This is a genomic window from Flavobacterium sp. 21.1 (assembly GCF_057801535.1).
The window spans coordinates 20,891-42,534 of record NZ_JBYNXA010000001.1 but is presented as its reverse complement, the minus strand read 5'-3'; the positions used below and the strand labels follow the sequence as shown (position 1 = coordinate 42,534).

The window sequence follows — 21,644 nt, the reverse complement described above, 5'->3', positions numbered from 1 at the left end:
ATGTAAAGTTTTCTATAATTTGGAAGCTAAATTCTCAATAATTTGTTTCTCTTCTTCCGTCGGAGTTAAACCGGAATCGAATTCCCAGTAATTGGTCAAGATGGTATTTCGTTTATTGAATAAGGACTTTTCCTTGTAGACATCGCTTTTATCATATGGAACCGGCTTGGTACTGAAATTTGTGGTTACAAGGTAATTTTTCACTTCAATGCGCTCTTCTTCTTTCTTTTTGTTGGTTGTTTTGAAACCAATCTCTTCTTTGGAACTGGCTAAATAATAATTTTTACCTTCATATTTATACGTCGCATTGAAAACCGAATTAAATATCTTTCCCTTAATCACTAAGAAATCGGTCACGCCTTTAAATTCATAACGCTCTGTCAGTACCGAAGAATTGATTTCAATGATGATGTTTTTTTTATAATCATACACAACGAAGAAGTCAGGATAATAACCATCGACGTTTGGCAGTGGTCTGATCTTCATAATGTAGTAATCGTCGTTGTTGGGATAGGTTTTAATTTCGTAATCGTATTTTTTCTTTGAATAAGCTTCAACCACTTTACTCAGATATTTAAATTCGTAGTAATTGCCAATGATGTCATTTAGATTATAGCCTAGCGTACTTTCATCCACTTCGTCATTAATTAGTCCGTAGAAACGGTTCTGTTCCACCAATATATCCGTTTTGACATTTGTCGGCCTTCCCTGAATATAAAAATTCAAAAGGCCGTCATTAAAGGAAGTATACTTGTCATTTTTCTTAAAGAATTCGCGAACATAAATTTTGAGATTCACCGGAATCGTCAGTTTATCGCTTGAGTTCTGAACCAGTTTCTTTAAAATCTCCTGTGGGTGCTTTGTCGTAATGATGACCTCTTCCAAAGTTTTGGTATTGCGGTCCATATAAATTATATTTTCCTTCAGTTTTAAAGAAGCCGAATTGACAGTAATGGTCTTATACGACGCGTGAGAAATCTTAATTTTCGAAGGCTTGTCCAAAGAAAGTTTAAAAATTCCATCACTGTTACTTATAAGTCCCTGATTGGTGTTAAGTACCGTAATGGAAGCATCTTCAATGGGTAAATTGGTTTCATAGTCTTTTAGGGCTACTGTAATCTCCACATTTTGAGAAAAAACGCCTAAGTGGATAAAAAACATAAAAACCAGTAATAACTTTTTCATATTTTTACTGTCTTGTTAACAAAAATAAGGAAAAAGATGTCAAGGATACAACCTAAATTCTGTTATTCTTTTACTTTTGTAAAAATTAAACCCAAAAATGGATTACACTAAATTAATTGATATCGCAGCGTATACATTACCCTCAATAATAACAGGCGGTGTAGCGTATTACTTTTTTCAGTCTTATTTGAAAAACGAAGAAGGCCGTCGACGTTTTCTTTTACACAAAGAATCTCAGAAAACCGCGTTGCCATTGCGTTTACAAGCCTACGAGCGTATGGCTTTATTCCTTGAGCGAATCAACCCCGGAAAACTATTGGTGCGCATTGCTCCGCTTTCCAACGATAAAACGGATTATGAGTCTCTTTTGATTCGTCATATCGAGCAGGAATTTGAGCATAATTTGACGCAACAGGTTTATATTTCGGATGAATGCTGGAACATCATTCTTACTGCAAAAAACACCGTTATCCAAACCATCCGAAAAACAACATTGCAAGTTGAAAACGCTGATAAACTGCGTGAAAAACTTTTAACCGACTTAATGGAAAGCCAATCGCCAACCGTTTTGGCGCTGTCCTTCATAAAAAATGAAATCACTGAAATCCTAGGATAATATTTAAAGCCCTGTTAATTACAGGGCTTTTTTATTAATTGTCTCTTACCACGTGAACTACACCATTAATTGTGTGCGTTCCGGTCGTATCCGAATAAGTCCCGTTGAAAGTCATATCTATATACTCACCTATTGCTCCAAAATGACTTAAATTAAAAGATATCGTATTTGGAGTTCCGTTCCCTATAAAACCGACGAGTGAACCCTCGATAGAATAAATACTGGTTGTATAAATACCCGGAGTATTTGAATTTCCCCAGATATAAAGTCCAAACTGGTTTTGGTTTGTACCGCTTACCTGCAGATAATTAGGCTGGGCATTGGGACCAAGGCCTCCCTGTAAATTTTCGATTAATAGTAGTACATCGCCATTGTCGATTTGATAAGAAATGAATTCCGAAATCGTATTGCAGGCCGATACATTTCCAATAGTAGTCGTTGGAGTTACAAAATTATAATTTATGACCTCTGTCTCTTGAAGGTTGTCATAATCAACTCCTTTCAGTTGAAAACTTGTATCATTGTCACAGTATAGGATATGAAAACTAAAATCTCCATTAGAAACCGAAGCTACCATAGGAGAATGTCCGTCTCTTATAAGCATAACATATCCATTAGAAACATCTGTGCCGTCGCATTTTAATAAATTTCCAATTACTTCAGAAGTTAGAATCGAACTGCTAATAGTTATTGTTGGCAAAACGGTATCCATTGAAAACGGACCAATGGAAGAAGAATAAATAACACTTCCACCGCAAAGATCATTAACCTGAAGCGTTAGCACCTCATTTGACGGCACCAATCCGGATACCTGTCCAGCCTCATCTGTAATTCCGTGGGTTCCTATATTATTAGCTGTTCTTATGATTTGCACAGATACATTTGACAAAGGATTTCCATTTTGATCCACTATATTTACTGTCAGAGATATGGTTGGGAATTGCGCATCACAATTCCACCACGAAAAATGAGAAACCGTTCCAACGTAATTATTTCCAACTCTGGTGGCACTTCCTCCTTCTCTCCAATACCCGTTTAATTCATCAAAATGCCATAACGGAATCGTGTTTGGAGCTGTGCCCAATTGCGAACCATCAATGGGCATTGTTATTTGTGCGGTATGCCCGCTTTCAAGTTGTAGTGCCTGTCCTCCGGATCCTCTTAATTCCACATTCATCATCCCGAATGTTTCCAGAATTTTTTCGTTGCCACTTCTGTCTTCGGCATAGAGCATTCCAGGCATTAAACTGTTCAGATTTTCATTTGTCGGTTCTAAATGGAACACAGAAACCTGAACTGAGCCTGAATAACCGTTCCCGTTTTCATCTTTAAAAGCACCATCAAAATTTACTTTGGTCCCGTTTGGTAAGATCACCTCACTTGGTACTCCCGATTGAATGTTTTCCACAGGAGTATTTGGTATCATCATTATTTTTACATTATTCTTTCCGCTCGTGGGAACAAGGGCACGGGAACCGTCAATATAACCAGCTTTTTTTACAACAATGTAGGCAAACTGCTTATAAACACTTGCGCCATTAATCATAAAAACACCATTACTATCAGTTCGGGCAGTGGAATTCCCGATCTTTACTTCGGCATTCTGAATGGGATTTTGATTCATGTCAACTACCTGACCAATAAAATCCCTTGAAACCTGACTTCCGAAATTTTGAGAAAAATCATTTGCAGCAGATGAAACATTATCATCACAATCACTGCAACCCGTCAAAAATCCTAAAACCAGTAATCCTGCAAAAAACGATTTCACTTTTCCCATAAAATAACGCTTTTGATTTACATAAAGATAACTTTTTAATTGATTGGTTGTGCCAGAAAATAACGAAATAATTCGCACAGAAAACCTTTATATTTCATTTATGAAACCTTAAAATTAATTCCTTTAGTAATAGTATAGTGCTATTAATTCTTTCTTTACTGCAGACAATAAAAAAAGCCCTGAAAAATTCAGGGCTTATATAGAAAATTGATATTTACTGATTTCTAATAATATGCACCGTCCCTGTTATTAAGTGGGTTCCCGTTTGATTCGTGTATGTACCACTGAAAGTCATATCAATAAGCTCGTCAAAAGTTCCAAAATTAGTTAAATTAAAGTTTATCGTATTGGGAGACCCAATAGTTATATCACCTGTCTCAGTTCCTCTAATTTCATAACCTGACGAATTTGTTGTATGGATACCGGGAGTATTGCTATTACCGGAAATATTTAATTCTATATCTCCACCATTGTAGCCAGAGATATAAAATTGAGGCCCATATGGTTCCAGATCTCCCCCTCCTAAATTTTCGTATAAATATCTTACAGGACTATTGTCTATCTGGTATGAAATAAACTCGGTCATTGTAGTACAAGCCACAATAGTTCCAACATTCGTTATTGGGGCACTGAAATTATGATCTGTAATTGTCGTAGCCATATTATTGTCATAATCGATACCTTTTATGCGGAAAGCTGAATTATCATTACAATAAGACATATTGAAATTGAAATATCCAGTAGAAACCGAAGCTATCAAAGGAAGATATCCGTCTCTTATAAGCATAACATATCCATTAGAAACATTTGCCCCGTCGCATTTTATTAAATTTCCAATTACTTCGGAGGTTAGAATCGAACTGCTAATCGTTATTGTTGGCAAAACTGTATCTGCTGAAAACGGACCAATGGAAGAAGAATAAATAGCGCTTCCATTGCAAAGATCATGGACCTGAAGTGTTAACACCTCATTTGATGGGACCAATCCGGATACCTGTCCTGCATTATTGGTAGTTCCATAACTACCAACATTATTAACCGTTCTTATAATTTGTACAGATACATTTGACAAAGCATTTCCGCTATGGTCAATTATATTTACAGTTAAAGAAACAGTTGGGAATTGCTCATCACAATTCCACCACGAAAAATGTGAAACATTCCCAACATAGTTATTTCCAACTCTGGTGGCGCTTCCTTCTTCTATCCAATAGCCTTTCACCTCATCGAAATGCCATAGCGGAATCGTATTGGGAGCCGTTGCCAATTGTGTTTCATCAATAGCCATAGTAATTTGGGCTGTATGTCCATTAGCAATTTGCAGTTTCTGACCGTTGTCTCCTCTCAACTCTACATGCATCATTCCGTACGTTTCAAGTACTTTTTCTTCACCATTACTGTCTTTTGCATACAACATTCCCGGCATTAAACTGCTTAGATTTTCATTAGAAGCCTCTAAATGAAACGCCGCAACACTTACATTACCCGAATAAGTGTTACCGGATTCATCCTGAAATGCCCCGTCAAAATTAATTTGGGTTCCATTGGATAAAATAACTTCGGTTGCTTGACCAGATGAAAAATAATCATTGTGAACTTGACTACTGGACATCATCATGATTTTCACATTGTTCTTCCCTGTGGTAGGCACCATTGTTCTGGAACCATTAATATAACCGGCTTTTTTTGCGGTGATGTATGCAAAACGCTCATAAACAGCAGCGTTGTTTATTATAAAAACTCCATTAAAATCCGTTTGAGCAGTTTTTGATCCAATTTTTACCGTCACGCCTTTAAGAGGCTGGTTAGATTCATTAACTACCTGACCAATAAAATCACGGGTAACGGAATTACCGAAATTTTGAGTAAACGGATCATTTGAAGTAGTTCCTGAACCGTCGTCATTTGGATTACAACTTACCAGTAACAGTACCGTAAGCAAAGCTGCAAATAAAGCAAGATGTTTTTTCATAGTAAAAGATTATACTTACAAAGACGCAGAAAAAACACATTGGTTGCGTAAGAAAAATTGTTAAAAAAGTCGTTCCAGCTGAACCTTCTCATTCTCAGGTAATGACGGTAACAATTCCTTAAAATATTTTTTAAACGCATCCTGTTTTAGCATTTCCCTGATTTTTTCACGGCAGAATTTGGTAAACTGCCATTTAGGATGCGTCAATCCGTTTACAAGATTGGGCAGCACGTTTTGGTCAGCTTTGTTTAGGAATAACATATTCACGATGGCACTCTGTCTTGTAGTGGCTTCGAAATCAGGTGAAGTATAGGCCAATAATTCATCGTAAAACTTCACTTTATTTTCGGTTTGATAGTCTTTTGTGGCCAAAGCCAAGGTCAACCAGGTAATCCGCAAATTCTTATCACTGAAACCAACCCAGTCTTTGGTCTGATCTAATAATGAAAACCGATCTTCCGGAAATTGTGCCATTACATTTTTAAATGCAAGTTCTCTTGTGAAATAGGATTTATCATTCAGCAATGTTAGGTATTCCGTTTTAAAATCGACCGGAATTTGCGTTGTGGTAACCGCAATTGCCTGTCGCACTTTGATATCATTTGTCTGCATCGCTTTCACAAGCAGCTCTTTTTTCTCTTCAAAAGAAACTTCCTTCATCTGGTAAATCACTTCTTCTTTAATCGGATAAAAAGCATCCGAATTCAAAATGGCTTCAAAACGATTTTTCTTTTCTGCAAAAGGCACTTCCGATTGTTCTACCAACGTTAAATATTCAGAAATAAATTTATTTTTTTTCAAAATAGCCAACGCCTCCTTCACTTGAAATCCGGAAGCTTCCAGCCAGTTTCTTTTAAATGCATTAGTATCAAATTTGGAAACTTTTCTGATCTCAGACAGGAAATCATCCGTATTCACATTTTCGAAACCGTACTTCTTTAAATAGCGTTTAACGGCTTTTCGAAAATTCTTATCACCAATATTTTCTCTTAAATAATGCAGCGCCCACGCTCCTTTCTGATAAAATGACAGTGAACTTGCTTTTTCATTCAGAAGCGGAATCGTATCTGTTTTTGAAGCTCTCTGAAGTGTTTCTGCCATCTGATACAATTCGTAATTAAAATGATCTTCCCCAAAAAGTTCCTTTTCCGCCAACAAAGCATAATACGTGGCAAAACCTTCCTGCAGCCAATGATGTTTTCCGGTTTGGGCCGTTACCATATCGCCAAACCACTGATGCGCCAGTTCATGAGCATTGACGTTCACATAAGTACGATCGTTAAATCCAATTTCATCCACCACAAAATCCTGAGCAAAAATGGTTGAAGTAGTATTTTCCATTCCGGCATACAGAAAGTCCATTGCCGGAACCTGACGGTATATCTCCCATGGATACTTCACTCCTATTTCATGTTCAAAGAAATCGAATATCTTTTTTGAATGTTTATAGGTGGTTGAAAATTTGTCGTTATCCTCTTCCTTCAGATAAAACTCCAACGGTGTGCCTGATTCTGACGTTTCAGTTTTCTTCGTAAATTTTCCTATGGCGAACATTACAAGATAAGAACTCATTGGCTTTTGCATCTGATAGTTCCAGGTTTTGATGTTTCCTTTGCTGTTATAACCAGTGGATTTAAGTACTCCGTTTGAAAGCACTTCAAAGTCATTTCTGAAATTGATTGAAAGATTAAAAACCACTTTCTCGTTCACATCATCAAAACTTGGCAGCCAATGTGAAGTGTATTTCCCCTGACCTTGTGTCCAAATCTGACCTGAACCCGTTGAAAAATCCCCAACAAAATACATGGTTTGTTTTGGCTTAGCCGAATAAGAAAATTCCAATTTGTTCGTCCCTTTTTTAAAACCTTCGTAAAGATTCAGACTTTTTCCCGAGTTTTTGAATTTAACCGGATTTCCGTTGATTTTTACATCGCTGAATTCCATTCGGATCGCATCAATTTTTATGGTATCGATTTTTGATTTGACTTTAAATTCATACGTCACCTTTCCACTGATTGATTTTTCCAAAGCGTTTGGATTCAGATCAGCATGCAGCGATGTAAAATCGATTTTTTCGGTTTGTTGTGCAAAAGTAAATGAGGAAACGAGCAGGAATAAATATTTCATATTTTTCAAATCAGGAAACCAAAAATACAAAGGAATTTCGGACTTTTTAGTAAGTTTACGGTCAAATTAATTTCCGTGAAAAAGAAAGCCATTTTCAACTGGAGCAGCGGCAAAGATTCGGCTCTGGCATTATATAAAACACTTCAGAATCCTGATGTTGAAATCGTCTCGCTTCTGACAAGTGTAAACAAACAATACAACAGAATTTCCATGCATGGTGTACGCGCCGAACTCTTGGAACAACAAGCCGAGAGCATTGGTTTGCCACTCTATAAGATGGAAATCCCGGAAATGCCAACCATGGAAGTTTATGAGAATGTGATGAAAGACACGCTTACTTATTTTAAGGAAAAAGGTGTAACTCATTCCATTTTTGGGGATATTTTCCTTGAAGATTTGCGTAAATACCGTGAAGATAAATTAGCCGAAATGCAGTTAGAAGGTATTTTTCCGCTTTGGAAAATTGACACTAAAGATTTGATTCATGAGTTTTTGGATCTTGGTTTCAAAACAATAGTAACCTGTGTTAACGAGCGCAATCTGGACAAAAGTTTTGTGGGCCGGATTATAGACGAGCAATTCATAGCGGATTTACCGGAAAATGTTGATGTTTGCGGCGAGAACGGCGAATTCCACACTTTTACTTTTGACGGACCTATTTTCTCAAAACCAATCGATTTTGAAATTGGTGAAATCGTCTATCGTAAATATGAAAAACCAAAACAGGAAGCTTCAAATGACGCTTGTGATTCAAATGATTCGGATGCTTTTGATTACGGATTCTGGTATTGTGATTTGATTCCGAAATAGAAATCATTTCAAAATTAAGTTTTATATTCGCTTTACGATTTACAAGCCAAAATGAATAACTTACTCGACACTTCCATAGAATATCTAAAAGGCGTTGGCCCTCAGCGCGGGGATTTGTTGCGCAAGGAACTTAACATTCATCGTTACGGCGATCTACTTAATTTATATCCGAACCGATATATCGATCGTACCCGTTATTACAAAATCAATGAACTGCAAAACAGCAATTCCGAAGTACAGGTTGTCGGAAGAGTAATTCATATAAAATCGGTCGAACAGAAAAAAGGGAAACGTTTAGTAGCCACTTTTGTGGATGATACCGGCGAAATGGAACTTGTTTGGTTTCAGGGGCAGAAATGGATACGCGAAAGTCTGAAATTGAATACTGTGTATGTAATTTTCGGAAAAACCACTTCATTTAACGGCCAGTTCAATATGGCGCATCCGGAAATGGAATTGCTTGAAGAACACAAAGCTAATTTGCGTTCAGCCATGCAAGCGGTCTATCCGAGTACCGAAAAGTTAGCCAATAAAGGAATTTCGAACCGAGTCATTAGCAAAATGATGCAACAGCTTTTCATTGAAACGCATACTTTGTTTACTGAAACACTTCCTCCTTATTTGATGGAAGAATTAAAACTGATTCCGAAGAATGCGGCCTTGTTCAACATTCATTTTCCTAAAAGTCAGGAGCTTTTGACTAAGGCGCAATTCCGCTTAAAATTTGAAGAATTGTTCTTTATCCAATTGCAATTGATTACCAAAAACCTTATTCGCAAACATAAAATTAAGGGGCATCCGTTTGAAAAAGTAGGCGATTATTTTACCACTTTTTACAACAATCATCTTCCTTTCGATTTAACCAGTGCACAGAAAAAAGTGCTGAAAGAAATCCGAAATGATCTTGGCAGTAATGCGCAAATGAACCGACTGCTTCAGGGTGATGTTGGTTCCGGAAAAACGATTGTAGGATTAATGAGCATGCTTTTGGCAATTGATAATGGCTTTCAAGCCTGTTTAATGGCACCTACCGAAATTCTTGCTTCACAGCATTTTATCGGGATTACAGAATTAGCTAAACATTTAAATATCAATATAAAACTACTGACCGGTTCAACCAAAACTGCGGATAGAAAAATCATCCACGAAGAACTTGAAAACGGTTCTTTACATATCATAATCGGAACACACGCTTTATTGGAAGATAAAGTACAATTCCAAAATATTGGTCTCGCAATTATTGATGAACAGCATCGCTTTGGAGTAGAGCAACGCAGTAAATTGTGGAAGAAAAATGAAGTTCCGCCACACGTTTTGGTAATGACGGCTACTCCCATTCCGCGTACTTTGGCAATGAGTTTATATGGTGATCTGGATGTTTCCGTGATTGATGAATTACCGCCTGGAAGAAAACCGATCCAAACCGTTCATCGTTTTGACAGCAACCGACTGAAAGTATGGAAGTTCCTAAAAGATGAAATCGCGAAAGGAAGACAGATTTACATTGTTTATCCGCTGATTCAGGAATCTGAAAAGATGGATTACAAAGATCTGATGGATGGTTATGAAGGGATTTCACGTGATTTCCCTTTACCGCAATATTCCGTTTCCATTGTGCACGGACAAATGAAACCTTCCGAAAAAGACGCCGAAATGAAACGCTTCTCCGAAGGTAAAACTAATATCATGGTAGCCACTACGGTTATCGAAGTCGGTGTAAATGTCCCCAATGCCAGTGTGATGATCATTGAAAGTGCGGAACGTTTCGGATTATCGCAACTGCATCAGCTTCGCGGTCGTGTGGGACGTGGAGCGGAACAAAGTTACTGCATCCTAATGACCGGCCATAAATTAAGCAACGACACTAAAACCAGAATCGAAACCATGTGCGCGACCAATGACGGATTTGAAATTGCGGAAGTCGATCTAAAATTGCGCGGTCCAGGCGATATCATGGGGAAACAGCAAAGTGGTGTTTTAAATTTGCAAATAGCTGATTTAATTAAAGATAAAGATGTCCTACTATTAGCAAGGCATCATGCCATCAGATTACTTAAAGATGACGCAGCAATGGAGAAACCGGAACATCAGGCATTACGAAAGGCTTTCATCGAAATAAGCAAAAAGAAAACAATCTGGAATTATATTAGTTAGCAGTAAGCAGTAAGCAGTAAGCAGTAAGCAGTAAGCAGTAAGCAGTAAGCAGTAAGCAGTAAGCAAAATTAAATAATATTCGTAATACAAGAAATTTTAAACTTTTAAACCCAACAACTGAGTAACTTAGCTACTTAGAAACTCAGCAACTCTAAATAAACATGGTACAATACAACCCAAAAGACTGGATTACTTTCATTTTCAGATTTCACAAGGCAGATACTTTTAGGCTCTTATTGCCTCTAATGATTTTTATAGGCATTTATTCAGGCTTCATCGGATATTTAGAAGTCAGTTATTTAAATCTTCCGGAAAACAGTTATGTGAGAAATCTTGGGGCCATGCACGGAATGCTGGGTTTTGTAATTTCATTACTGTTGGTTTTCAGAACGAATACTGCTTACGACAGATGGTGGGAAGGCCGAAGAATGTGGGGCAGTTTAGTTAACAACAGTCGCAATTTTGCCATGAAACTATCTGTGATTTTAAAAGATGAGCACGACCGGGCTTATTTCAGAAAAGCCATTCCCGGTTATGCTTCAATTTTAAATAAACACTTGAAAAATGAAGAAACCAGTTTAATGCTTTTTGATGGTTTGGATTTAAAAATCGATCACGAAAAACACAGACCAAATCAGGTAGCTAAAATGATGTTCGAAAAGATCAATGATTTATACAACTCAGGTAAAATCACAGGGGATCAATTAATCATTCTGAATACAGAAATTCAGTCGTTTACAGAAATCTGCGGAGCATGCGAAAGAATTAAAAACACACCCATTCCCTACTCTTACAGCGCTTTCCTTAAAAAATTCATTTTCTTTTATGTGATGACTTTACCCTTCGGATATGCTTTCACGTTAGGCTATTATGTAGTTCCGGTTGTGGTTTTCATCTTTTATGTACTTGCAAGTTTGGAGCTTATTGCTGAAGAAATCGAAGATCCGTTCGGAAATGACGAGAATGATTTGCCAACTAAGAAAATATCGGAAAATATAAAAAAACATATCGTGGAAATTCTTTAATTTTATAAGAAAATACCATGAAAAAAAGTAGTCTGCTTATACTGTCTGTCTTACTATTATCTTCCTTGTTCTTCGGCTGTAAAGAATCTTCGGAAAAACAAATCACCGAAACCAATACGTACTTCCAAAAAAGCGATGCCGCAATCCAAACCGGAGGCATCACGATGGTCCCGATCGAAACACCGAAAGGAACATTCAAAGTCTGGACAAAACGCATCGGAAATAATCCGAAAATCAAAGTTCTATTACTGAACGGCGGACCGGGCGCTACGCACGAATATTTTGAATGTTTTGAGAGTTTCCTTCCGGCTGAAGGTATTGAGTTCATTTATTATGATCAGTTAGGTTGCGGGAATTCAGAAGATCCCAAAGATGTTGCTATGTGGGATTTACCCCGATATGTGGAAGAAGTGGAGCAGGTTCGAAAAGCGCTTCACCTCGATAAAGACAACTTCTATTTGTTGGGTCATTCCTGGGGAGGAATTCTGGCCATGGAATATGCCTTGAAGTATCAAAGCAATATGAAAGGATTAATCATTTCCAATATGATGGCTGATGCTGTCGCTTATGGTAAATATGCCGATGATATTCTGGCCAAACAAATGGATCCCGCAGTTTTAAAAGAACTTAGAGATATCGAATCAAAAAGCGACTTTGCCAATCCGCGCTATATGGAATTGCTTATGCCTAATTTTTATGAGAAGCATATTTTGCGAATGCCTTCAAAAGACTGGCCGGAACCGGTACAACGTTCTTTTTCAAAAATGAACCAATCCCTTTATGTTACCATGCAAGGGCCGAGTGAATTCGGAATTTCGGGCAAACTTGAAAAATGGAACCGTCTGTCTGATCTCAAAAACATCACAATCCCAACATTGGTAATTGGCGCCCGTTATGATACGATGGATCCGAAACATATGGAAGAAATGGCAAGAACTGTTAAAAATGGAACTTACCTGTTCTGTCCAAAGGGAAGTCATATGGATTTCTACGACGATCAGGATGTTTATTTTAAAGGATTGATTTCGTTTCTTAAAAAATAACAATCTTGATATACTCACTATATTTATAAGAAAAGGTTTACTATATTTGAAAACCTAATTGTTTTCAGGTAGTACTTCCATAAAAAACATAAATTATGAAAATATTACTTTTTGGCGCATCGGGGTTAACAGGATTATCCCTGACCCAACAGGCTTTAGATAAAGGACATAATGTCACTGCCTTTGTCAGAAGGCCTGAGAATTTTCATTGGCAACATCCCAACTTAACCATTTTTAAAGGTGATGTAACTGATAAAAACGCTGTGGAATTAGCTGTTGAGGGCCATGATGCGGTTATTTGCGTGTTAGGAGCCAAATCTCCTTTTAAGAATGATCCAAAACTCGTCGATGGTATTTCAAATATTGTGAAAGCGATGGAATCAAAATCGGTAAAAAGATTTGTTTATCTCTCCTTCGTTGGCGTGGATGAAAATAAAAAAGGACTAGGATTTATAGCAAATTGGATCATGCCGATTGTTCTGCAGAAAGTAATTGAAGATCATAAAGCTAAAGAGCAAATAATCCTCAGGAGCAATTTGGACTGGACAATTGTTCGAGCTCCGAAGTTAACCAATGGAAAATATACCGGTAACTATAAAGTGGGTGAATCTATTGTCCCAAATTCACCATTCTTTATGATTTCACGAAATGATTTAGCCGAATTCATGCTGACAGCGGCTGAAGATAATCAATATAGCATGAAGAAACCCCGAATTATGTATTAATCCCATTCTCTATTTTCTAACCAAAATCACACGTTACTACAATGGCAACTAAAAAACAATTATCGCAGGAACATCAAGAGGAACTATTCAAAATACTGAAAACCCGTTTCGATAAAAACATGAATCGTCATGAAGGTCTTGAATGGAATAAAGTACAGGCAAAACTGGAAGCCAATGCTGAAAAACTATGGTCGCTCGATGAAATGGAAGAAACCGGTGGCGAACCTGATGTTGTTGGTTTTGACGAGAAAACCGGTGAATATGTTTTTTATGATTGCGCAGCTGAAAGTCCTAAAGGAAGAAGGAGTCTTTGTTATGACCGAGACGCATGGAATTCGAGAAAAGAACACAAACCTGCAAATAATGCCCTTGATGTGGCCTCTGACATGGGTATTGAAATTTTAACCGAAGAGCAATACAGAGAACTGCAACAATTTGGAAAATTTGATACAAAAACATCCAGTTGGGTAAAAACTCCTTCCAATATCCGAAAACTTGGCGGTGCCGTTTTTTGTGATTTCCGTTATGATACCGTTTTCCTTTATCACAATGGTGCGGAATCGTATTATGCTGCGAGAGGGTTTCGTGGTTCTTTAAGGGTGTAATTATTTGATTGTTTAATTATTTAACTTGCATCTATGAAACAAAAATTCCTTATCATTCTGATTCTGTTTCTTTCGTTGAAAAGTTCCGCACAAAAATCTAAAGAGGAAAATAATTTCAAATTAGAGAACAAAACATTGATTGCTGAAATATCGCAAGAGAATAAAGTTGTTTTTTGGGCAGATAAAACCATTTTGCTGAATACCATCAACAAAATGCTCAATAGTAAAGATAAAAACTTCGACGAGATCAATATCCGATTCGGAAATCATCCTCAGGAAAATTTCCGATATTATTATCTTGAATTAAAATCCAAAACTTCTAACAGGACCTTCGTAAAATGGCTAAAGAACACTAACAACCAACTGTATTATGAAGATACTGAAGAAGATAAATATTCCAATCTGAATTTTTTCGTTATATGTGAAGGAAATGAAAAATGTTTCCCAAGGTTATTTTTTGACGGAAGTAAATATTTCTGGATATGTAGAGATACGCCTGTTTGTGTAACTAAGGAAGAAGCAATAAAAAACCCTTGCTCGCAAACGACTGGAATCTTTTAATAAACTGCGAATTTATTTTTCAGGAAATGAGAATTCCGTAAACGATTTCCCATTGAATTTGCAAATAGCTTCGCCGTTCGTCACAAACAGCAATTCTCCTTGGTTGTTTTTAAATATGCCCCAAATTGCATTACCTGTAAGTCCGTCTTTGGTAGTATAGTTCGTCAACTTAGTACCGTCATATTTCCATAGTCCGGCGTCTATCGTTCCGATCCAAAGATTTCCTTCCTCATCTTCATTTAGTGCCCAAACCCGTCCAATCGTACCAAGTTTATCAACTATTTTTTTGTCTTTTAAAAAATCAGCATTGCCCAAGCCTTTCTCATTAGAAAAATTGGTTAATTTTTTTCCATCATAACGAAACAAGCCTGCCCCATTATTACCAAACCACATATTTCCAAGTTTATCCTGAAAAATAGTACGTACGGCTGCCGTATCTAAACCTTCTTCAGTTAGAAAAGTAAATGATTTTCCGTCATAACGACAAACACCTTTTTCCTGTGTTCCAAACCATACAATCCCGGATCTGTCAACAAAAGTATAATAAACACTGTAAGGTCTGTTCATATTGGTTGGATCCGGTTTATAGGTAGCAGGATGAAATGCAAAATTAGTAAACGTTGTCCCGTCATAGTAACAAATTCCGTTTTGATGATTAAAGAACAAACCGTCTTTCTTATATTGAAAAGTTCCAAAAGGTGCCTGCTTTACAGCGTCTGTGAAATCGGTAAACGATCTTCCGTCAAAATAACAAACGCCGTCACGCGTCGAAAACCATAAATTACCATTTTTATCCTTCTGAATATTGTAAACGAAATCATTGCAGAAACCCTCTTTGTTATCGATATGAAACAGGTTTTTACGCTTATCGGTAAATAGAAATACACCTTCACCATTACTTGCAAACCAATAGTTATCCTTCTCGTCCTGTAAAATGTAGTCGATATTTTTACCAAGTTTTGTTACAGCATTCCCAATAGTATACTCTTCGTTTTTGGTTCTTTGTGCTTCTTGATTTTGACCTTTACAGGTCGTCATAAATGTCAGTAAACCCGAAAATAAAATTATTTTTATAGTCATTCCTATAAATTTAATTTTTAAATAGTTAATTGCTTTTACTTTAATATTTAGTTTCACTAACATAATTTATTTAAGATTAACGGTTCGGAGTTTCATTTTTACTTTTCCATCCGGACCGTCAATAGCCATTAAATGTACTGATAAACCTTCTTCCCTCCTTTTCTTTTTCATAAATTTAGGCTTCTTATCATTCTTGTCTTTTTGAGGGTCACGCAAATAAACATCTACCAAAAGATTCGTGCCTGTTTCAAGAGCATAAACTCCGCTCAGATCAAAATTTAAAACACTGGTGTTGACTTTCATCGGACTAATGTAAACCTTTCTGTTACTGATTTTAAAATTACCATTTAAATTCTCAAAAGTTACTTTTTTGAAATTTCGCTTTGGAAATACTTTTTGCCCTACATTCTCAATGGGCTTGAAATTGATAAAGGCACCGTTCTTCAATATGAAATTAAGATTTCCGTTCAATGAATTTCTTGCTATGCCTCCTTTATCTGTGAGGATACCATTAAGATTGGTGTTAAGATCAATGATGCCGGTGATGTTTTTATAGTTAATCGTAGATGATCCGAAATTATCAAATGAATACAGCAAATCCCTGATATCCAATTTCGATACGTTCACAGTCAGATTAAAATCATCATTTTTACCGGTGCGATCAATTATTCCGTTTAGGTTGATAGTCCCATTTCCTTTGCGAATAGCCACTTTCTCGATGTTTATATTGTCACTGGACGTTTTAATCTTAGCAATCGCATTCGTTGCCGTAAATTTTTTGTACGTCAGTTTATCTATATTCAGATTAAGATCCAGATTGCTTTTATAAATTGCTTTCTCCAAGAAATCGGATCGGCTCCTTGTTTTTACTGTTTTCTTTGCTGTTCCCTGCTTATTCTGCTTTAGCATAAAATTAAACTCAGATAAATCAATTAAAGGACAATTGATATCCAGATTCAAAACAATTTCTTCAGGGTTATCATAATACAAATTCATGAAATGGCCGGCAGAGCCTTTCATGTGGAACTCGCTGTTCTGAGTTTTAAAACCAAAATCTTTGATATCGAGCTTATCCTGAGTGAATTCCATTTTTATATTGCAGTCACTGATATTGACTTTATGACCATAATTAAAATTGGCATCAGAAACATTTACATTTCCCACAATAAAAGGCTTGGAAATTCTTAAATCAACCACATCCGCTTTAAACTTAACGGAAAAATCCGCTTTCCCGCTTGTAAACTTAAACAGGTCCTTTGAAAATACGCCGTTTAATGCCACTGCATCAAAATTGGTCTTTACGGATCCGGAAGCTGTTGGTTTTTTCAGATTGAAGATCATCATGTCCTTTGTAGTAAATGGGATTCCTTTGTAATTTCCCTTAAAATCGTGCAGAAACACAGCCGAATTAGGATCACCGAAGATTCCGGTCTTCACATAGTGGTTGATAAATTCCCCTTTAAAACTACAATTGTCAATGACTTCATTTTTTGTAATCAGCTTATTGTTTTTCATGTTAGCAACCACATGAATGGAAGGATTTCCTCTTACTTTAAGATTGCCTTTAAGAGTACATCGCACATCAAAAGGCTCTGATAAATTGAATTTATCCAATTTTGTTCTGACATTGTTAGCCAACAAAGATGAAGCTTCTCTCCATTGAATCGACGGACAAAAAAGCGTTATTTTGAAAAGCGAATTGGTCTTGGAAGTTCCAAACGTAGCTTTAACTTCGAAAGGATTTCCGCCGATAATAAGTTCCTTTGAATAAGCGCCTATTTGTTTTTTTTCACTGTTGTAAACAATACCTATATTCCCTTTAATGATTTTCTTTTCAGCATAACTGCCTTTTACGGTATTAAATGTCATACTGTTTACAAAGGTTTCCAAATCAACGGTTGCTTCCCACCCTATGTCATTACGGGAAATCTGCATCTCCAGATCCGATGTTTTGAAATTGAAATTTTTCTTCTTGATTTGATTCTCAGAAATGAATGCAACTTCTTTAAAGTCAATTTCATCAATATTTACTTCTAAAGCTGATTTTTCCTTTTCCTCCTCCTTTATCTCTTTCTTGAAATCCGTAAAAACAGACACATTGCTGTATCCATTTTCATCAACATAAATATCAATAACCGCATTTTTAATGGTCAGATTATCCACCAAAATTGTTTTCGTCAAGATCGCCCAAGGTGAAACTTTCGCATAAACATTATCTGCTTTGACAAGTGTTCTTTTATGAACATCCCACAAGCTGTCTTTTACAATTACATCTTTGATTTGAATGGTTAAGCTTGGAAATCCCTGAAATAAAGACACTTCCAAATCTCCTATTTTCATTTCTCCACTACTCTTCTCATTGATTAATTTGGTAAGATTGCTTTTGATTTTATCTTCATTAGCGGAAAGATAAATGTCTAATCCTAAGTAGGCCAGAGAAAACAAAAGTAGCAGTACGCCAAACCCTTTTAGCAGCATAAAAAGAACCTTATTCCTTTTAATCTTACTATATAAACCTTCTTTTGTTTCCAAAATGTAAGTGTTTACACAAATTTAAGAATTAATTGAGTCATAAAGCTTTAATTTTAGGGATAATTGCCTTTCATTTTGTAGCAAAAAATAGCAGACAATTACTATCTTTGCAACCTTATAAAAACGATACAGAAATGCGCATATCCTACAATTGGTTAAAACAATTCATAAAATTAGACTGGAACTCGGAAGATACTTCTGCACTTCTTACTGACTTAGGTCTGGAAGTGGAAAGTGTAGACAAATACGAAAGCCTTAAAGGCGGACTGGAAGGTGTTGTGGTTGGTCACGTGCTGACATGCATCCCACATCCGAATGCAGATAAATTAAGAATTACCACTGTTGATCTGGGCGATGGAAATCCGCCGGTTCAGATTGTATGTGGTGCGCCGAATGTAGCTGCAGGACAGAAAGTCCCGGTGGCGACTATCGGAACAAAATTGTATGACCAGGAAGGAAACGCTTTTGAAATCAAAAAAGGAAAAATCCGCGGAGAAGAAAGTCACGGAATGATTTGTGCCGAAGACGAATTAGGTCTTGGCGAATCGCATGACGGGATTATGATTCTTGCAGAAAATCTTGTGCCGGGAACTCCTGCTTCTAAAGTTTTCAATATCGAAACGGATGAGGTTTTTGAAATCGGATTGACACCAAACCGTGCCGATGCAATGAGCCACTTAGGTGTTGCCAGAGATTTGCGTGCAGGATTAGTCCAGAAAGGAATTAATCATTCTGAACTGATGACGCCTTCTGTAAGTAAATTTAAAGTTGAAAAGCGTACACTGAAAATTGACATAAAAGTTGAGGATACAAAACTGGCTCCGAGATATTGCGGAGTTACCATTTCCGGAATTACGGTTAAACCGTCTCCGTCTTGGTTACAAAACCGTTTAAAAGCCATCGGATTGGCTCCGAAAAATAACGTTGTTGATGTTACCAATTATGTTTTGCATGAATTGGGACAACCGTTGCACGCTTTTGACGCTGCTAAAATCAGAGGAAATAAAGTGATTGTAAAAACACTTCCCGCCGGCACAAAATTCACCACTCTTGATGAAGTTGAAAGAATTCTTCACGAAGAAGATTTGATGATTTGTGACGAAAGCGGACCAATGTGCATTGCAGGTGTTTTTGGAGGAAAAAATTCTGGCGTTACTGAAAACACAACAGCAATTTTCCTTGAAAGTGCCTATTTCAATCCGGTTTCGATTAGAAAAACTGCTAAAAGACATACATTAAGCACAGATGCTTCTTTCCGTTTCGAGAGAGGAATCGATCCTACCATTACGGAATATGCGATGAAACGTGCTGCTCTTTTAATTCAGGAAGTTGCAGGTGGTGAAATCACGTCGGACCCTATAGATATTTATCAGAAAAAAATTGAGGATTTCCCTATAGTGCTGAATTTTGCGAATGTAAATAAAATTATCGGACAGGAAATTCCGAAAGAAACCATCAAGAAAATATTAGTTTCTTTAGATATCAAGGTAAACAGTGTTTCTGACGCCGGTTTAGGATTGACAGTACCTGCTTACCGTGTGGATGTACAACGTGAAATCGACGTAATTGAAGAAATTTTGCGCGTTTACGGCTACAATAACATCAACTTTACAACTAAGTTGAATGCTTCAATTTCGAATTCATCACGTACTGAAGATTATAAAGTACAAAATGTAATCGCAAATCAATTAGCGTCACAGGGATTCAATGAAATGATGGCGAACTCGCTGACATCTCCTCAGTACGTTAGTTTATCTGAGAAATTGAGAGAAGAGTTTAATGTGATGATGCTGAATCCGTTGAGCAATGATTTGTCTGCTATGCGCCAGTCGTTGTTATTCAGTGGTTTAGAAGCAGTTTCTTATAATATCAACAGAAGAAAATCGGATCTTAAATTATTTGAATTCGGAAAATCGTATCATAAAATGCCTTCGGGTTACACAGAAATAAAGCATTTGACTTTGTTCGTAACCGGAAACCGTTTGATGGAGAGCTGGACAACCGCTGAAAAACCATCTGATTTCTTCCTTTTCAAAGGATATATAACAGCAATATTGTCCCGTTTGGGAATTGAAAAAACTACGACGCAGCCTTTAGAAAATGATGTTTTTGCAGAAGGTATTGCGCTTACGGTGGGTAAAGAAACGATTGTTGAATTCGGAACCGTTAAAAAATCGATTTTAAAACACTTCGACATCAAACAGGAAGTTTTATTTGCCGATTTCAACTGGGGTGAAGTTTTAAAACTTGTTTCGAACAAAATCAAATTTGTTGAAATTCCGAAATACCCTGAAGTACGAAGAGATTTGGCTTTGTTGATCGACAGTAACGTTCAGTTCGAACAAATCTATTCCATTGCAAAACAAACCGAAAAAGGATTGTTGAAAGATGTGAATTTATTCGACGTTTATGAAGGAAACAAACTACCTGAAGGAAAGAAATCCTATGCGGTGAGTTTCACGCTTCAGGACACTTCAAAAACGCTTACGGATGCTCAAATCGATAAAATCATGAGTAAACTGCAGCAGAATTTCGAAAAAGAAGTTGGCGCAACCTTACGATAATCATTACTATCAAAATACTTCAAAATCCTGTAAGACATTGTTTTACAGGATTTTTTGTTTCTTAAAATTATCGCAACGACTTGATTATCAACTCATAAATCCCTAACTTAGAGTAAGTTTTGAAACAATCATGAGATGTTACTCAAAAGAACAAATATTCATGAAAAACTGATTTTAAGCAGAAAACAATCAGGTGAAATTGCAGATCAGATTGCATCTGTAAGGGAGATTTTGGCTAAAGAGGAACTACTGCGCCAATCGATCCGAAAACGATTAAAATCCCACTCGCCTACTTCAGAGAATGATTTCGTTTTTGACCTTTTGGAAACTGAGAATATTTTCCACATTGATCAGATAAAAGCAACCTGCATTGATTACCGCTTGCGATTTTTAGACAGTGAATTGTATAAAATTCCGTTTCCGGAAGAAGTGGTGACCAAAATCAAATATCTTGAAAAAGCGCATGACACCCAATTGAGTGGCTTTAAATTAATGGCACCATCTAAAGTCTTTCAGTTGAAGAAATACAACGACCCGATTTTATTTGCTCCCATCGGAAACGACTATTACTATCTGATCCATAAATGGGGCGATGATTTACAACCCATGAGAAAATGGCTCGTATTGCCTTTTAGAAATTTAGGAACATTGCTATTTACGATTCTACTGATTAGTTTGATCTGTTGCTTTATGGTACCGGAGAACTTTTACGGTAAAGCGGAAACTTCTACCATGCGATTGATTTCTTTTCTCTTCATATTTAAGTATTGGTGCGCAATCGCAATTTACCTTTTCGTCTGGAGAGGAAAAAACTTCAATTCCGCCATTTGGAACAGCAATTTTGGCGGATAAAAAATCCCGACCA

Annotated in this window: 16 protein-coding genes; 10 read left to right on the top strand and 6 right to left on the bottom strand. The window is 36.8% G+C overall.

Annotated features, from left to right (window positions below):
* Nucleotides 1-12 precede the first annotated feature (12 nt).
* Nucleotides 13-1,185, bottom strand: coding sequence for a carboxypeptidase-like regulatory domain-containing protein (locus AC3E9U_RS00155; protein WP_488744880.1), 1,173 nt, complete (start codon nucleotides 1,183-1,185; stop codon nucleotides 13-15).
* Nucleotides 1,186-1,282: 97 nt separating this feature from the next.
* Between AC3E9U_RS00155 and AC3E9U_RS00150 the strand changes: the two genes are divergently transcribed.
* Complete coding sequence (locus AC3E9U_RS00150; RefSeq protein ID WP_488744879.1) at nucleotides 1,283-1,801, top strand: DUF7935 family protein; 519 nt, start codon at nucleotides 1,283-1,285, stop codon at nucleotides 1,799-1,801.
* A 34-nt stretch (nucleotides 1,802-1,835) separates the two neighbouring features.
* Here AC3E9U_RS00150 and AC3E9U_RS00145 read toward each other — a convergent pair whose 3' ends face one another.
* The 3 genes from AC3E9U_RS00145 to AC3E9U_RS00135 form a co-directional block, all read right to left on the bottom strand.
* On the bottom strand, nucleotides 1,836-3,581 hold the full coding sequence (locus AC3E9U_RS00145) for a carboxypeptidase-like regulatory domain-containing protein (protein WP_488744878.1): 1,746 nt from the start codon (nucleotides 3,579-3,581) through the stop codon (nucleotides 1,836-1,838).
* 214 nt (nucleotides 3,582-3,795) lie between these two features.
* The gene (locus AC3E9U_RS00140; protein ID WP_488744877.1) at nucleotides 3,796-5,553 is read right to left on the bottom strand and encodes a hypothetical protein; all 1,758 of its coding nucleotides are present in this window, start codon (nucleotides 5,551-5,553) and stop codon (nucleotides 3,796-3,798) included.
* Between the two features lie 60 nt (nucleotides 5,554-5,613).
* Nucleotides 5,614-7,680: a M1 family metallopeptidase gene (locus tag AC3E9U_RS00135; protein WP_488744876.1), complete on the bottom strand. Its 2,067-nt coding sequence runs from the start codon at nucleotides 7,678-7,680 to the stop codon at nucleotides 5,614-5,616.
* Between the two features lie 75 nt (nucleotides 7,681-7,755).
* Between AC3E9U_RS00135 and AC3E9U_RS00130 the strand changes: the two genes are divergently transcribed.
* The 7 genes from AC3E9U_RS00130 (at nucleotide 7,756) to AC3E9U_RS00100 (ending at nucleotide 14,603) form a co-directional block, all read left to right on the top strand.
* On the top strand, nucleotides 7,756-8,490 hold the full coding sequence (locus tag AC3E9U_RS00130; RefSeq protein ID WP_488744875.1) for a Dph6-related ATP pyrophosphatase: 735 nt from the start codon (nucleotides 7,756-7,758) through the stop codon (nucleotides 8,488-8,490).
* A gap of 51 nt (nucleotides 8,491-8,541) precedes the next feature.
* The gene (gene recG / locus AC3E9U_RS00125) at nucleotides 8,542-10,644 is read left to right on the top strand and encodes an ATP-dependent DNA helicase RecG (RefSeq protein WP_488744874.1); all 2,103 of its coding nucleotides are present in this window, start codon (nucleotides 8,542-8,544) and stop codon (nucleotides 10,642-10,644) included.
* Nucleotides 10,645-10,805: 161 nt separating this feature from the next.
* Entirely contained in the window at nucleotides 10,806-11,669 is an 864-nt protein-coding gene (locus AC3E9U_RS00120; protein WP_488744873.1) for a bestrophin family protein, read from the top strand.
* A 17-nt stretch (nucleotides 11,670-11,686) separates the two neighbouring features.
* Nucleotides 11,687-12,712: a proline iminopeptidase-family hydrolase gene (locus tag AC3E9U_RS00115; RefSeq protein ID WP_488744872.1), complete on the top strand. Its 1,026-nt coding sequence runs from the start codon at nucleotides 11,687-11,689 to the stop codon at nucleotides 12,710-12,712.
* Between the two features lie 95 nt (nucleotides 12,713-12,807).
* Nucleotides 12,808-13,437, top strand: coding sequence for an NAD(P)-dependent oxidoreductase (locus tag AC3E9U_RS00110; RefSeq protein WP_488744871.1), 630 nt, complete (start codon nucleotides 12,808-12,810; stop codon nucleotides 13,435-13,437).
* Nucleotides 13,438-13,478: 41 nt separating this feature from the next.
* Nucleotides 13,479-14,042: a DUF4256 domain-containing protein gene (locus AC3E9U_RS00105; protein WP_488744870.1), complete on the top strand. Its 564-nt coding sequence runs from the start codon at nucleotides 13,479-13,481 to the stop codon at nucleotides 14,040-14,042.
* 33 nt (nucleotides 14,043-14,075) lie between these two features.
* Nucleotides 14,076-14,603, top strand: a complete 528-nt coding sequence (locus AC3E9U_RS00100) for a hypothetical protein (protein ID WP_488744869.1) — start codon at nucleotides 14,076-14,078, stop codon at nucleotides 14,601-14,603.
* A gap of 12 nt (nucleotides 14,604-14,615) precedes the next feature.
* Here AC3E9U_RS00100 and AC3E9U_RS00095 read toward each other — a convergent pair whose 3' ends face one another.
* Together AC3E9U_RS00095 and AC3E9U_RS00090 are read right to left on the bottom strand one after the other, a co-directional pair.
* Nucleotides 14,616-15,683, bottom strand: coding sequence for a ligand-binding sensor domain-containing protein (locus tag AC3E9U_RS00095; RefSeq protein ID WP_488744868.1), 1,068 nt, complete (start codon nucleotides 15,681-15,683; stop codon nucleotides 14,616-14,618).
* A 66-nt stretch (nucleotides 15,684-15,749) separates the two neighbouring features.
* On the bottom strand, nucleotides 15,750-18,215 hold the full coding sequence (locus tag AC3E9U_RS00090; protein ID WP_488744867.1) for an AsmA family protein: 2,466 nt from the start codon (nucleotides 18,213-18,215) through the stop codon (nucleotides 15,750-15,752).
* A gap of 134 nt (nucleotides 18,216-18,349) precedes the next feature.
* On the opposite strand from AC3E9U_RS00090, the gene pheT reads away from it, so the two are divergent.
* Complete coding sequence (pheT, locus tag AC3E9U_RS00085) at nucleotides 18,350-20,779, top strand: phenylalanine--tRNA ligase subunit beta (protein WP_488744866.1); 2,430 nt, start codon at nucleotides 18,350-18,352, stop codon at nucleotides 20,777-20,779.
* Nucleotides 20,780-20,914: 135 nt separating this feature from the next.
* Complete coding sequence (locus AC3E9U_RS00080) at nucleotides 20,915-21,631, top strand: hypothetical protein (protein WP_488744865.1); 717 nt, start codon at nucleotides 20,915-20,917, stop codon at nucleotides 21,629-21,631.
* Nucleotides 21,632-21,644 lie beyond the last annotated feature (13 nt).